A 13,961-nucleotide genomic window follows, 5' to 3' on the forward strand; every position below is an offset into this window, starting at 1 on the left:
CGGCTTCGGTGCCAGCTGCTGCCGCCCTGGCTTGCCGATTCCACAGAGCTTCATCTGAGTAAGCCGCGTTCACTGCCAGCGGTCCGCCGGAAGGGAGTGTTCGGCCATACCGTCCTGGCGCTGGAAGACGAGATCGAACTGATCGACGGCATCCGCATGGGCGATCGCCGTCGACCGATCTCGCCTACCGTCACCGCCGGCTCCATCCAGTGCGACGGCGGACATCACCTTGGCGGCGCACGGCTCCTCAGCGACAGGAGACGAGATATGGCTGGTTTTGCCAGCAGCGACTGAGCGTCCGCGGAAACGCGCGTCGCGACGACGTCGGCCCTTTAGACCGTGACGCTCCCTGACCACGGTGAGAGAGCGTCACGGTAAAACCCGCATTAAGTGAGCGAGGATCGCCGGCAAAGTCACATTTAGTGAGAGAGCGTCCTAGGGGGTAGGGGGCTACTAAAAAGGTAACGGGGGAGTGGGGGCGTTAGCGGAGCACTACCGTCCTGTTGCCCTGCAGGATGACCCGGCCTTCGCAGTGCCAGCGCACAGCATTAGACAGCGCCTTACACTCGGTATCCCGGCCGGCAGCAACCAGGTCCTCCGGCCCGTACGTGTGGTCCACTTCCACCGTCTGCTGGGAGATGATCGGCCCCTCGTCCAGCTCGGCATTCACGTAATGCGCAGTTGCCCCCACGGTCTTCACGCCGCGCGCGTAGGCCTGGTGGTATGGCTTGGCGCCCTTGAAGCTGGGCAGGAACGAGTGGTGGATGTTGATCGCCCGGCCATCCAACCGCCGGGTGAGGTCGTCGCTGAGCACCTGCATGTAGCGGGCCAGCACCACCAGCTCCACGTCGAACGTGTCCACCAGCTCGAGCAGCCGGGCCTCGGCCGCCGGCTTGGTGTCGGCGGTGACCGGCACATGGAAGAACGGGATGCCGTGCCATTCCACCAGCGCCTGGTGGTCCGTGTGGTTGGAGACCACGGCCGCCACGTCCACCGGCAGTTCGCCGCTGCGGGCGCGGAACAGCAGGTCGTTGAGGCAGTGCCCGAACTTGGACACCATAATCAGCACGCGGCGCTTGGCGCCGTGCGGCTCCAGCCGCCAGCGCATCCCGAACCGTTCGGCTACCGGGCCGAAAGCAGCCCGGAGCGTTCCCGCGGTGGAGGCATCGCCGTCGGACGCGAAGTGCACACGCATGAAGAAGTGCGCCTCCGACCGTTCGCCGAACTGCTTGCTGTCCACGATGTCGCAGCCATGCTCCAGCAGGAAGCCGGACACGGCGTGGACAATCCCGGGCTGCTCCGCGCAATCCAAAGTCAGGACGTGTTCCACGGTGGTGACGGGCCGCGCAAGCGACGCCTCATTCTGGATGGCTGTCATGGCTAGCACTCGATCACGTTGACGGCGAGGCCTCCGCGGGAGGTTTCCTTGTATTTGGTTTTCATGTCCGCTCCTGTTTCGCGCATGGTTTTGATGGCCTTATCCAGCGACACCTTGTGGCTGCCATCGCCGTGGAGGGACAGCCGCGCAGCGTTGATGGCTTTGACACTGGCGATGGCGTTCCGTTCGATGCAGGGGATCTGCACCAGCCCGCCTACCGGGTCGCAGGTCAGGCCCAGGTTATGTTCGATCCCCACTTCGGCGGCGTTCTCCACCTGGGCAGGCGAGCCGCCCAGAACTTCGCAGAGGCCGGCGGCGGCCATGGAGCACGCGGAACCTACTTCGCCCTGACAGCCCACTTCAGCGCCGGAGATCGAGGCGTTAAGCTTGAACAGGATCCCGACGGCGGCCGCGGCCAGCAGGAAGCGAATCACACCGTCGTCGTTCGCTCCCGGAACGAACTTCACGTAGTAGTGCAGCACCGCCGGGACGATGCCGGCCGCGCCGTTGGTGGGGGCGGTGACGATGCGCCCGCCGGCGGCGTTTTCCTCGTTGACGGCGAGGGCGAAGAGGTTCACCCATTCCATGGCCCGGAGGGGGTCGGTGACGCCGGTATCAGCGGTCAGCGTGCGGAATAACGACGGCGCCCGGCGCCTGACGTTCAGCCCGCCGGGAAGGATCCCTTCCGCGGCGCAGCCGTTGTCCACGCATTCGCGCATGACCGCCCAGAGTCCCAGCAGCTTTTCGCGGAGTTCCGCTTCGCTGCGCCAGACGAGCTCGTTGGCGAGCATGACGTCGGAAATGGACATGCCTTCGCGGCTGCAGATCGCCAGGAGTTCGTCGGCGGTGGTGAAGGGGTAGGGGAGGACGGTGGCATCGGCCACCACGCGGTCGCCGGCATCGGCGTCACCGTCCACCACGAAGCCGCCGCCGATGGAGTAGAAGCTCCGTTCGCTGAGGACTTTGCCGGCGTGGTCCATGGCGCGGAACGTCATGCCGTTGGGGTGGGCGGGCAGGGACTTGCGGCGGTGCAGCACCACGTCCTCGTCCCAGTTGAAGTCCACGCGGTGGTCCCCGCAGATCCTGAGTTCGGCGTCGAGCGCCGCGGCGGCCACCTGGTCGTCGGCGGTGGAGGTGTCCACCGTTTCCGGGTCCAGGCCCTGCAAGCCCAGGACCACCGCCTTGTCGGAGCCGTGGCCCCGGCCGGTGGCACCCAGCGAGCCGAACAGCTCGGCCTGGACCCGGGTGGTGGAGCTCAGGAGCCCGCCGCCCTTAAGTCCGTCGGCGAACAGCTTCGCTGCCCGCACCGGGCCGACCGTGTGTGACGACGACGGCCCGATGCCGACGGAGAACAGGTCCAGGGCGCTCAGCGCCATCAAGGTACCTCGGGGGAAGCGAACTCCCTCATGGCGTCCAGGAGCCACCGGCCCAGGAAGTCCGCGAACGAAGCCCGGGGGAGGAGCCGGAAGCTCTCCTCGCCGGTCTTCTGCAGGACCACGGGGATGTTGCCGATTTCCGTGGACAGGGCGGTTCCCACGGTGAAGCTGCGCGGGTGCAGGTCCAGGGCACAGCCCTTTTCGAGGGTCGCACGGGCCCGCGGGCCCGACAGCTCGAACGTTGTGCGGTTCGCGGAGAGGTCCACCACCTGGCCCGGAGCATCGCCCAGCGCGGCCACGAGCGAGCCGATGAGGTCTCCGCCCAGGGAATCGTGGGCTTCTTCCGGTGCCACCACCAGGAACTCGGACGGTCCCAGCCAGAGGATGATAACGCGGTCCGTGCCGCCCACGTCGCCGTAGCGTGCCGGCAGGCTGCCGGCAACGGCGGCGATCCGTGCGCCTTCCTCGGAGCGGGGGTCCACGCGGACGCCCGCCATCGTCTGGAACGGGCCCTCTTTCAGGACCACAGTCCCTTGGATGGAGCCGGCCGCCAGGGCAGCGGCCAGGTGGGAGGCTGGGCTGCGGCGGATGTCCCGGAGTCCATTGATGCGGTTGATTGCTGCTGTGTTAGCCATCTTTGCGGGTCCCTTCGGGGTCAAAAAGTACGGTTTCTGCGATAACAACGTCAACCAGCTGGTCGCCGGCGGCGGCCACCAGGGTCTCGCCGATGCGGTTGCGGCCATTCTTGATCAGTGCCAGCGCGAAGGACCTGCCCAGCGCGGCGCTGTGGTAGCTCGAGGTCACGAAGCCCTGCATGGGCACCGGGCCGTAGGCGGGGTTCGTGGTGATCCCCTTTTCCACGAGCTGGGTGCCTTCGGGCAGCCGCAGCGTCCCGTCCACAGGCAGGACGCTGACCAGGTGCTTGCGGTCCCCGCGCTGGGCATCGGCCCGGGCGTAGGAGCGCTTGCCGATGAAGTCCTTGGCCTTGGACACCACCCATTCCATCCCCGCGTCCTGCGGGGTGACTGTGCCGTCCGTGTCCTGCCCGACGATCGGGTAGCCCTTCTCGGCGCGGAGGACGTGCATGGTTTCGGTGCCGTAGGGGGTGATGTTGAATTCGGCCCCTGCCGCGGCCACGGCTTCCCAAGTGTTCAGCCCGTACCAGGACGGCACGTTGATCTCGTAGGCCAGCTCGCCGGAGAAGGAAATCCGGCAGACCCGCGCCTGCACGCCGGAGGCGAGGGTGGTTTCGCGGAACGTCATGAACGGGAAGGCTTCCGCTTCCAGCCCGCCGCCCGCTGCCAGGTCCGGCGCCAGTTTGGCGAGCACCGCCCGGGATTTAGGCCCGACGACGGCAATGGTGGTCCACTGTTCGGTCACCGAGGTGCAGTGCACGTCCAGCTCAGGCCATTCGGTCTGCAGCCATTCCTCCAGCCAGTCCAGCACCTTCGCGGCACCGCCGGTGGTGGTGGTCATGAAGTACCGGTCATCGTCGAGGCGCAGGGTCACGCCGTCGTCGAAAATCATGCCGTCCGCCATGCACATCACGCCGTAGCGGGCGGAACCCGGGGCGAGCTTCTTGAAGGCGTTGGTGTAGATCCGGTTGAGGAACTCGCCGGCGTCCTTGCCACGGATTTCGATCTTGCCCAGGGTGGTGGCGTCCATAAAGCCCACGGATTCGCGGACAGCCGCGCACTCGCGGAGCACGGCAGCATCCATGTCCTCCCCGGCCTGCGGGTAGTACCAGGGCCGCTTCCACTGCCCGACGTCCTCGAACAGGGCACCTTGCGCGACGTGCCAGGGGTTGATGGACGTGACGCGGGCGGGGTCGAACAGCTCGCCGCGCTGGCGTCCGGCGAGGGCTGCGAACGCCACCGGGGTGAACGGTGCCCGGTAGGTGGTGGTGCCGATGTCGCCGATGCCCCGGGATGCTTCGCCGGCGGTGCGGAGAGCGGCGGCGATGACGCCGATCGCGTTGACGCCGGAGGTCTTGCCCTGGTCGTTGGCGGTGCTGATGGAGGTGTAGCGCTTGATGTGTTCCACGGACCGCATTCCGGCGCCGGTGGAGCGCAGGACGTCGGCCACGGACTGGTCGCGCTGGAAGTCCACAAAGTGGTGGTGCCAGTCATCCGGGGTGCCTGCCTGGCCGGGGACCAGCCAGAGCTGGCGGGTCGGGCCGGAGGCCTTCGGCCCGCCGAGGACGGCCGGTTTTGTGTCGGACTGGAAGCCCGCAGCAATGGCAGCTGCGGCGCCGGCGGAGATGCCCTCGGCCACGCAGTCCTCGAGTTCAAAGCTGCCGCGGCCGGAGCCAACGGACTGCTGGTTCGGCACCACGGTGCTCGGCACGAACGCCGCCAGGTCCTCGTCCCAGCGCAGCTTGCCCTGCCGCTGCGAGTGGAGGTGGACCAGCGGGCTCCAGCCGCCGGAGACTGCCAGCAGGTCGCAGGCGATCTCTTCGACGCCCGAGGTGAGCTCGCCGTCGTCGTTAATGCTGCGGACGGTGACGGCGTTTAGCCGGCCGGTGCCGTTCGCGGCGGTGTTGGCCACCGCGCTGCCGATCAGCACTCGGGTGCCGGCTTCGACGGCGGCAGCTGCCACTTCAGTGAGGGCGGGACGGGCGTCGACGACGGCCGCCACCTTGACGCCGGCGGCGCGCAGGTCCGCGGCGAGGGCGTAGGCGCTGTCGTTGGTGGTGCTGATGACCACGCGCTGCCCGGCGGCCACGGCGTAGCGGTTGAGGTAGCTGCGGACAGCCGAGGCGAGCATGATGCCGGGGCGGTCGTTGTTCTCGAAGACCAGGGGCCGTTCGTGGGCGCCGGGAGCCAACACCACCTGATTAGCACGCACGTGCCAAATCCGCTGCCGGGAGACGCCGGGGGCGGCCGGGCTGGACAGGTGGTCGGTGCGGTTCTGGACCGCGATGACGTAGTTGGCATCGTAGGCGCCGAAGGCCGTGGTGCGGTTCAGGACTGTGCTTTCGGCTCCGGAAATGAGTTCGGCTTCCACATCAGCCACCCATTCCAGGGCGGGCTTGCCTTCGATGGTCTCGGCCCGTCCGGGCGCAGTGGATCCGGACAGGAGCGATCCGCCCAGTTCGGGCTGGTCGTCCATAAGCATCACGCGGGCACCGGTGCGGACCGCTTCACGGGCCGCGGCGAGGCCGGCGGGGCCGCCGCCGATCACCAGGACGTCGGTGTGCACGTACTTCTTGTCGTATTCGGCGCGGTCTTCCTCAGGGTCCAGACGGCCCAGGCCGTTGAGCATGCCTGCTGTGAGGCCGTCCACCAGCGTGACGGTGGTGGCGGGGAGCATGGACTCTGCCACGTGGCCGGGGAAGCGGGGTTCGATCCTGACCAGCGCGTTGGCTTCCTCCACCCCGGCGGACATGATGCCGCGGGGCCGGTCCTCGTAGAGCGAGTTTCCGGCGGCGATCCGGCCGTTGGCGAGCAGCGCGGAGGCGAGTGTGTCACCGGGGTGTCCGGTGAATTCCTCGCCGTCCACGGTGAAGCGCCAGGAGATGGTGCGGTCGATGCGTCCGCCGGCGGCGAGGCGGGCGTTCTGGGAAGTCACTTGGATGCTCCTTCCGGGGCGGTGGTGCTGGAGGCGGTGATGCTGGTTGAAGAGGTGCTGGGCGCGGCGTTTCCGGTGGTGGTGCTGTCAGCGGCGGTGCTGGCAGTGCCGGCGTCGGTGGCGTTCGTTTTGGCGGTTGCGGGCCGGGGAGTGCCCATCGGGTAGACGGCCTGGATGTCGTAGGTGACGGTGTCGCGGAGCATGTTGAACCACTGGCGGCAGCCGGTGCTGTGCAGCCAGCGCTCGGCGAAGGCGCCCTTGGTGTTGTCCCGGTAGAACAGGTACTCGGCCCATTCGCGGTCGTTCAGCCCGGCGGGGTTTTCCGGGTAGGCCACGTGGGCCTGGCCGCCGTAGTGGAACTCGGTCTCGTCGCGGGAGCCGCAGTTGGGGCATGGGATAAGCAGCATGTGCGTCTTCTTTCTAGGGGACGGCGGCTAGTGGGCGACGGCGGCAGCGCCGTGTTCGTCGATCAGGGCGCCGGTTTCGAAGCGTTCCAGCGCAAACGGCTTGTTCAGCTTGTGCGGGGTTCCGGTGGCGATGGTGTGCGCGAATGTGAGCCCGGCGGCCGGGGTGCCCTTGAAGCCGCCGGTGCCCCAGCCGCAGTTCACGAACATGTTCTCCACCGGCGTGGTGCCAACGATGGGGGAGGCGTCCAGGGTGGTGTCCACGATGCCGCCCCACGTCCGGAGCACGTGCGCCCGGGCAAAGATGGGGAAGAGTTCGACGGCGGCAGCCATCTGGTGCTCGATCACATGGAAGGAGCCGCGCTGGCCGTAGCCGTTGTAGGAGTCCACGCCGGCTCCCATGACGAGTTCGCCCTTGTGGGCCTGGGAGACGTAGACGTGCACGTGGTTGGACATGACCACGGTGGGGTGGACGGGTTCGTGCAGTTCGGAGACGAGTGCCTGGAGCGGGTGGGACTGGATGGGAAGCCGGAAGCCGGCCATTTCCGCCAGGACCGAGCTGTGCCCGGCGGCGCAGAGGCCCACTTTTTCGGTGTTGATGGTGCCCTGGTTGGTTTTTACGCCCACCACGCGGTTGCCGTCCTTGACGAAGCCGGTGACTTCGCAGTTCTGGATGATGTCCACGCCGAGCTCGTCGCACTTGCGGGCGAAGGCCCAGGCCACGTGGTCGTGCTTGGCGATGCCCGCACGCGGCTGGTACGTGGCTCCCATGACGGGGTAGCGGATGTTGTCGTTGATGTTCAGGATGGGGCAGAGTTCCTTGACCTGCTTCGGATCCAGCCATTCAGCGTCCACGCCGTTGAGCTTGTTCGCACCGACACGTCGGATGCTTTCGCGGACGTCACCCAGGGTGTGGGCGAGGTTCATCACGCCGCGCTGGCTGAACAGGAAGTCGTATTCGAGCTCCTCCGGCAGGATTTCCCAGAGCTTGAGGGCGTGCTCGTAGATGGCCGCGCTCTCGTCCCAGAGGTAGTTGGAACGGATGATGGTGGTGTTCCGGGCCATGTTGCCGCCGGCCAGCCAGCCCTTTTCCAGGACGGCGATGTTGGTCATCCCGTGGTTCTTGGCCAGGAAGTAGGCGGTAGCCAGGCCGTGCCCGCCGCCGCCCACAATCACGGCGTCGTAGGAGGACTTGGGCTCCGGGTTCCGCCAGAGGAAATCCGGGTGTTCCGGGAGCTGTTGGTTGCTCACTGGGCTGCTCCAATCAGGTCTGTATCGAGTTCGGTGAAGGCGGCGATCTCGGCGCCGCTGCCGTCCTGGGAAAGATGCTCGTAAAGCGGGAACTGGCCGGCCAGGGCGGTGACCCGGGCTCGGAGTACGACGGCGGCGTCGTCGCTGAGGCGCGCACCGCCGGAGGTGCCGTCCCCGGCGTCGTTGTTGGCAGTGCCAGTGACGGCGGCGATGAGCGCCGTCGCGATGATGTCCGCAACTTCGGCGAACTCCACGGCGCCGAACCCCCGGGTGGCGAGGGCCGGCGTGCCGATGCGGAGTCCCGAGGACACCATCGGCGGGCGGGGATCGAACGGTACAGCGTTGCGGTTCACCGTAATGCCGATCCGGTGCAGCGCGTCTTCGGCCTGCTGGCCGTCCAGTTCCGAGTGGCGGAGGTCCACCAGGACCAGGTGCACGTCGGTGCCGCCGTTGACCACCGAGATGCCGGCCGCGGCGACGTCGTCGCGGAGGAGCCGTTCGGCCAGCAGCTTGGATCCTTGCAGGACGCGTTCCTGGCGTTCCTTGAATTCAGGGGTGCCGGCGAGCTTGAAAGCCACGGCCTTGGCGGCGATGACGTGCTCCAGCGGGCCGCCCTGTTGGCCGGGGAACACGGCGCTGTTGATCTTGCGGGCGTACTTTTCCTTGGCGAGGATGACTCCGCCGCGCGGGCCGCCGAGGGTCTTGTGTGTGGTGGTGGTGACCACGTCGGCGTAGGGGACAGGGTTGGGATGCAGCCCTGCGGCGACGAGGCCGGCGAAGTGCGCCATGTCCACCATGAGGTAGGCGTCCACGAGGTCGGCGATCCGGCGGAACTCGGCGAAGTCGAGCTGGCGGGAGTAGGCGGACCAGCCGGCGACGATCAGCTTCGGGCGGTGTTCCAGGGCCAGCGCCTCGACCTCGGCCATATCGATCCGGAGGTCCGATTCACGCACGTGGTAGGGGACCACGTTGTAGAGCAAGCCGGAGAAATTGATCTTCATGCCGTGGGTGAGGTGGCCGCCGTGGGCCAGGCTCAGGCCCATGATGGTGTCGCCCGGGTTCAGCAGGGCGAACATGGCGGCGGCATTGGCCTGGGCGCCGGAGTGCGGCTGGACGTTGGCGAATTCGGCGCCGAACAGGGCCTTGACGCGGTCGATGGCGAGCTGCTCGATGACGTCCACGTGCTCGCAGCCCCCGTAGTAGCGCTTGCCCGGGTAGCCCTCGGCGTACTTGTTCGTCAGGACGGAGCCCTGCGCCTCCATAACGGCGGACGGGGCGAAATTCTCCGAGGCGATCATTTCCAGTGTTGACTGCTGGCGGACCAGCTCATTGTTAATGGCCTGCTGGACCTCGGGATCGACTGCGGAAAGTCGCTCGTTCAACTGCTCAACCACGGATGCTCCTTTGAAATACCACTGTTGTTATGACTGATATATCAGTGTGAGGTCAATGGTATGATTGGGATCACAGCAGAGTCAATAGCTGGAACCAAAGTGGCATGGAGCTTCCGCTTGTAAGTCGGAGCCTGAAAAGTGAAGAACGGAGTGGCGCCTTGAATGCACTTCTTGCCTTGCCCCCCGCGGAGGGCGAAGCGCCATCGCAGGCAGAGGCCGCCTACCGGCAGCTGCGCGACAAGCTGATCATGCTGGAGATCCGGCCGGGTGAGCCCATCAACGACGGGCAGCTGGCGGCCGAGCTCGGTTTCGGCCGCACTCCCGTGCGCGAGGCGATCAAGCGGCTTGAGGTTGACCATCTGGTGGTTTCCTATCCGCGCCGCGGGACCTTTGCCACCAATGTGGACTTCACGGAGCTCGCCGACGTCTCGGAGATCCGGGAGCTGCTGGAGCCGTTGGCCGCGCGGCGGGCGGCCAAAAGGGCAAGCGAGTCCATGCGCCGTGAACTGCTGCAGGTGGCCGATGCCATCGCGGAGCTGGATCCCAGCCCGGGGGAGTCCCGGGACCTGATGCGCTACGACCTGACCGTGCACCGGCTGATCTATAAGGCGGCCGCCAACCCGCACCTGGAAGACACGCTGATCCGCTACGACAACCTGGCCACGCGCATCTGGTGCCTGGTCCTGGACAAGGTTCCCTCGGTGAGTGGCCACATCACCGAGCACGTGGAGCTGCTCAAGGCGGTGGCTGCGGGGGACGCCGACAAGGCCGGCGAACTGGCCCTGCACCACGTCACCAGCTTTGAGGAAACCATCCGCAAGGTGCTCTAAGCCGAACCGGAACGCTCTCTCACTTTCTGCACACAAGACCGAATCCCTCTCTCACCGGTTGAGAGAGCGTTCCCTAAATTCCTGCGTTAAGTGAGAGAGCGTTCTGGAGGGCTAGATGATGGCGGCGCGCAGCTCCTTCGCTGCCAGGGCGGGGTCGTCGGCGCTGTAGATGGACCCGCCGACGACGGCTACATCCGCCCCGGCGCGCTGCACGGCTTCGATAGTGGAGATGTTCACTCCGCCGGCCACGGAGAACGGCACGCGCGCTTCCTCCCCGGCGCGGAGGAGCACGTCCAGGTTGTAGCCCGGCTTGGCCTGCTCGTCCAGTCCGGCGTGGAACTCGATGAACTTGGCTCCGAGGGCGCGGGCTTCCCTGGCGCGGGTCACCTTGTCCGCCACGCCGATCAGGTCCACAACGATGCCCTTGTTGTGGGCCTTCGCTGCCTTGACCGCGCCGGCGATGGTGGAATCGTCGGCGCCGCCGAGGACTGACACCAGGTCTGCACCCGCGCTGAACGCGATGTCAGCCTCGAGTTCGCCGGCGTCCATGGTCTTAAGGTCGGCGAAGACGATCTTGTCCGGGTGGGCGGTCTTGACGGCGGTAACGGCGGACAGTCCGGCGTTCTTCACCAGCGGCGTTCCGAGCTCAATGATGTCAACGTATTCGGCAACCTTGCCGGCGAGGTCGAGGGCGGCTTCGACGGTCAGGACGTCCATGGCTACTTGCAGTTTCATGTGGGTTCTTCTTTCGGGTGGGGACGGATTTCGGTGGAGAAAGGTGGGCCGGTGCGGGCTATTCGAGGTTCGCGTGGCGCTGCCAGAGGTCTTCCGGTGACGCAGCATCCTCGTCCCAGAGGCTTTGGAACACCGCCTCGGTGGTGGTGAACAGCACCTGCTCAAAGAGGCTGCCCGAATATTGCCGGGACACCGCCGAGCCGTGGTCAGTCTTTTGGGCGGCGGGGATAAGTACGACGGCGATAGCAACGGCCGCGAGCGGGGAACCGGAGCTTGTGGTGTAGGCAGCCACCCGGGCACCTCGCGCGGCCGCGGTTTCCGCCGCCGTGACAACGCTTGCGGTGCTTCCGGAGCCGGAAGCTGCCAGCAGCAGGTCGCCGGTGCGGATGGCGGGCGCCGTGGTCTCACCGACGACGTGCACCGTCAGGCCGAGATGCATGAGCCGCATGGCCGCCATCTTCAGGACAAGGCCGCTGCGTCCGGCGCCGGTCACGAAGATCCTGTCGGCCAGCCTCAGCTCGGTGACGAGGGCTGCGACCTGCGCCGGGTCAACGCGCCCTGACACTGCACTGATCTCGCCCAGGACCAGAGCCCGGTTCCGGTCAAAAGCCTTGGACGTTCCGGTCAGGCCGGCTGGACTGGTTTCTGCGGTGACACTCATTGGCGGCAGCCTCCTTCGTTTGCGACTCCTCCATCCTGTCCCGTCCGTTGAGTTGGGCCAACGCCATCATCGGACAGTCCTGCCCACCCAAACGGGTAGGCGGCGTCCAGCGCACCCGTAAACTGGGCAGGTGGATACGTCTTATGGAGTCCTGCTCGAAGCCATCACCGCGCTGTCCGCCGCCCCGCTGGCCACCATCGCGCAGCGGCTGCGGGAGGCCACCCTTCCCTATCTCGGTAGCAGCGCCCTAGTCATCTTCACCGAGGACTGCACTGGACGGCCCCAGAAGAAGGCCGGCGACGAAGCCATCATCAGCAGGGTTTCCATCGCCGAACTGGACCACATCCGGGCGCTACTGGTCCGAGAATGCCCGAACGGCGAGTCCTGGAGCGGAGAGGCGCTGATCGGCGGGGAGGTGCGTCCTGTCCTTGCCCTGTCCTCACCCAGCAACGCGCTGCTCGTCCTCGCCGATCCGCAGCCCGTACCGGACCCCGCCGGCCAGGAGGCAGAGCGGCTCGTCCGCTATCTCTGGACCCTGGCCGCCGAGCGGATCCGTGAAAAGGTGGCCGATGCGCCGCCGTCGTACCTGATTGAATCCCGCGCGGCGTCGGCCGAACGCTTAAGGGTGACCGCCGAACTGGTGGACCGCCACTCCACCACTTTGGAAACCGTGCTTGCCGCGCTGAGATCGCCTGCGCTGAGTGACGACTTGGCGCGGAAGTCCGCCACCGACGTCGCCGCGCGGGCACTCGTAGCGCTACGCACGCTCAGCGACCGCACCACGGAACTCGTGGAGGAACCCGTCGCCACCGCGTTCCAGCGTCTCCGCGAGGACCTCAAGCCACTGGTGAACTTCAGCGGCATCGACGTCCAGTTCATCGAGCCTCCCGTCAACGGCCGCGCCCTGCCCGGCGAAGTGGCCCATGCTGCCAGGGCGATCGTCCGCGGGCTGGTCCTGGCCATGATGGACCAGGCCGGAGTCCGCCGGATCCGCACGCAGTGGGATTGCGACGGCGAGAACCTCCTGGTCAACGTCCGCGACGACGGTCCCGGCGAACTGTCCGCGGCGACGCCTTCCATGGCCCGCCTAACCCGGCGCGTCGAAGCCCTGGACGGCACCATGTCGGTGGACGTGATGCCCGGCTGGGGCGCCGACGTCGCCGTGTCCATCCCGCTCGACCCGCCGGCGAGGCAGCTGGCCGACGTCTCCGACTGGAAGCTCGGGAACCGCGAACTGGAGGTCCTTCAGCTGCTGGCATCAGGCCAGCGGAACCGTGCCATCGCCGCGAAACTGCACATCAGCGAAAACACGGTGAAGTTCCACCTCCGCAACATATACCGGAAGGTGGGCGCCTCGTCCCGCACCGAAGCCATCGCGATGGCCCACAGCAACGGCCTGCGCTGATTTCGCCAAGCCGCAAACTACTTGAGAGTATGGACCATGGCATCCAACAATGACCGAGATCCCGACGCCGATGCGGACTCAGGCCAGCACGGCGGCGTCCAGTCCGTGGACCGGGCCCTAGCGGTCCTGGAGATCCTGGCCCGCGACGGCCACGCCGGCGTGAGCGACATCGCCGAAGAGATGGGCATCCACAAATCCACTGTCTCCCGGCTGCTGGGTTCGTTGGTAAGCCGGGAAATGGTCCACCAGAACAGCGAGCGGGGAAAGTACCAGCTGGGCTTCGGCATACTCCGGCTGGCAAGCTCCATCCCCGGCCGGCTCAGCCTGGTCCGCGAAGCCCGGCCAGTGCTGGAAGGCCTGGCGGACGAATTCAAGGAGACGGTGAACCTCGCGGTCCTGCGCTCCAACTACGCCGTCAACGTGGACCAGGCCATGGGGCCGTCAACGCTGGCAACGTATGACTGGGTGGGCAGCCTGACACCGCTGCACGCGACGTCGAGCGGCAAAGTCCTGCTGGCGGCGCTGCCCGCGGACGAGCGGGACCGCGTCCTGAAGGAGACCGGGCTGCCGGCCCGGACTCCGCGGACCATCACCAACCGGAAAGAGCTCGAAACCCAGCTGCTCGACGTCGCCCGTGACGGCTATGGCGTGGTGCGGGAGGAATTCGAAATCGGGCTCAACTCGATGTCAGTGCCCGTGTTGAACCATATGGGGGCGGTCATCGGTGCAGTCAGCATCTCCGGGCCGGCCTTCCGCTTTGATCCGGAAACGGCGCCCGGACTCATCGAGGCACTGAAGCAGGCGGGGCTGCAGATCAGCGCCAAGATGGGCTACACCGGGACCCGGTGATCTAGCCTCTAGATGATTAATTCCTTTTGGGTTCAGTGGTCGTAGGCGATCAGGGAGCGCTTGCGGGGTGCGTCGATCAGCCAGTTGTGCCAGATTCCGGCCGCGAGG

Annotated in this window: 13 protein-coding genes; 4 read left to right on the forward strand and 9 right to left on the reverse strand. The window is 66.8% G+C overall.

What is annotated here, in order from left to right; all coding sequences use genetic code 11:
- Positions 1–96 precede the first annotated feature (96 nt).
- Positions 97–294, forward strand: a complete 198-nt coding sequence (locus NG697_RS18635; RefSeq protein ID WP_252609404.1) for a hypothetical protein — start codon at positions 97–99, stop codon at positions 292–294.
- A 187-nt stretch (positions 295–481) separates the two neighbouring features.
- Here NG697_RS18635 and purU read toward each other — a convergent pair whose 3' ends face one another.
- Genes purU through glyA form a run of 7 tightly spaced genes read right to left on the reverse strand, consistent with a single transcriptional unit; the run spans position 482 to position 9,373 of the window.
- On the reverse strand, positions 482–1,378 hold the full coding sequence (purU, locus tag NG697_RS18640; protein ID WP_252609405.1) for a formyltetrahydrofolate deformylase: 897 nt from the start codon (positions 1,376–1,378) through the stop codon (positions 482–484).
- Positions 1,379–1,380: 2 nt separating this feature from the next.
- Positions 1,381–2,754 carry an L-serine ammonia-lyase gene (locus NG697_RS18645; protein ID WP_252614922.1) on the reverse strand — a complete coding sequence of 458 codons (1,374 nt, stop codon included), beginning with the start codon at positions 2,752–2,754 and terminating at the stop codon, positions 1,381–1,383.
- Entirely contained in the window at positions 2,754–3,389 is a 636-nt protein-coding gene (locus tag NG697_RS18650; protein ID WP_252609409.1) for a sarcosine oxidase subunit gamma, read from the reverse strand. Before NG697_RS18650 ends, NG697_RS18645 begins: the two co-directional genes overlap by 1 nt.
- The gene (locus tag NG697_RS18655) at positions 3,382–6,324 is read right to left on the reverse strand and encodes a sarcosine oxidase subunit alpha family protein (protein WP_252614923.1); all 2,943 of its coding nucleotides are present in this window, start codon (positions 6,322–6,324) and stop codon (positions 3,382–3,384) included. Before NG697_RS18655 ends, NG697_RS18650 begins: the two co-directional genes overlap by 8 nt.
- A complete protein-coding gene (locus NG697_RS18660; protein WP_252614924.1) occupies positions 6,321–6,731 on the reverse strand; it encodes a sarcosine oxidase subunit delta in 411 nt (136 codons plus the stop codon). Before NG697_RS18660 ends, NG697_RS18655 begins: the two co-directional genes overlap by 4 nt.
- Before the next feature lie 27 nt (positions 6,732–6,758).
- Positions 6,759–7,979 carry a sarcosine oxidase subunit beta family protein gene (locus NG697_RS18665; RefSeq protein WP_056347533.1) on the reverse strand — a complete coding sequence of 407 codons (1,221 nt, stop codon included), beginning with the start codon at positions 7,977–7,979 and terminating at the stop codon, positions 6,759–6,761.
- Positions 7,976–9,373, reverse strand: coding sequence for a serine hydroxymethyltransferase (gene glyA, locus NG697_RS18670; RefSeq protein WP_308216216.1), 1,398 nt, complete (start codon positions 9,371–9,373; stop codon positions 7,976–7,978). Before glyA ends, NG697_RS18665 begins: the two co-directional genes overlap by 4 nt.
- Before the next feature lie 158 nt (positions 9,374–9,531).
- Between glyA and NG697_RS18675 the strand changes: the two genes are divergently transcribed.
- Complete coding sequence (locus NG697_RS18675; RefSeq protein ID WP_252602951.1) at positions 9,532–10,203, forward strand: GntR family transcriptional regulator; 672 nt, start codon at positions 9,532–9,534, stop codon at positions 10,201–10,203.
- Positions 10,204–10,314: 111 nt separating this feature from the next.
- On the opposite strand, the gene hxlA is transcribed toward NG697_RS18675, so the two are convergent.
- Both hxlA and hxlB read right to left on the reverse strand, forming a co-directional pair.
- Complete coding sequence (gene hxlA / locus NG697_RS18680) at positions 10,315–10,938, reverse strand: 3-hexulose-6-phosphate synthase (protein WP_252602949.1); 624 nt, start codon at positions 10,936–10,938, stop codon at positions 10,315–10,317.
- Between the two features lie 58 nt (positions 10,939–10,996).
- Positions 10,997–11,599, reverse strand: coding sequence for a 6-phospho-3-hexuloisomerase (gene hxlB / locus NG697_RS18685; RefSeq protein WP_252602946.1), 603 nt, complete (start codon positions 11,597–11,599; stop codon positions 10,997–10,999).
- 130 nt (positions 11,600–11,729) lie between these two features.
- Between hxlB and NG697_RS18690 the strand changes: the two genes are divergently transcribed.
- Together NG697_RS18690 and NG697_RS18695 are read left to right on the forward strand one after the other, a co-directional pair.
- Positions 11,730–13,004, forward strand: a complete 1,275-nt coding sequence (locus NG697_RS18690; protein WP_252602944.1) for a helix-turn-helix transcriptional regulator — start codon at positions 11,730–11,732, stop codon at positions 13,002–13,004.
- A gap of 36 nt (positions 13,005–13,040) precedes the next feature.
- Positions 13,041–13,853, forward strand: a complete 813-nt coding sequence (locus NG697_RS18695; RefSeq protein WP_252602942.1) for an IclR family transcriptional regulator — start codon at positions 13,041–13,043, stop codon at positions 13,851–13,853.
- Positions 13,854–13,961: the final 108 nt, after the last annotated feature.

This window comes from Pseudarthrobacter raffinosi (assembly GCF_023913835.1).
Lineage (GTDB): Bacteria > Actinomycetota > Actinomycetes > Actinomycetales > Micrococcaceae > Arthrobacter > Arthrobacter raffinosi.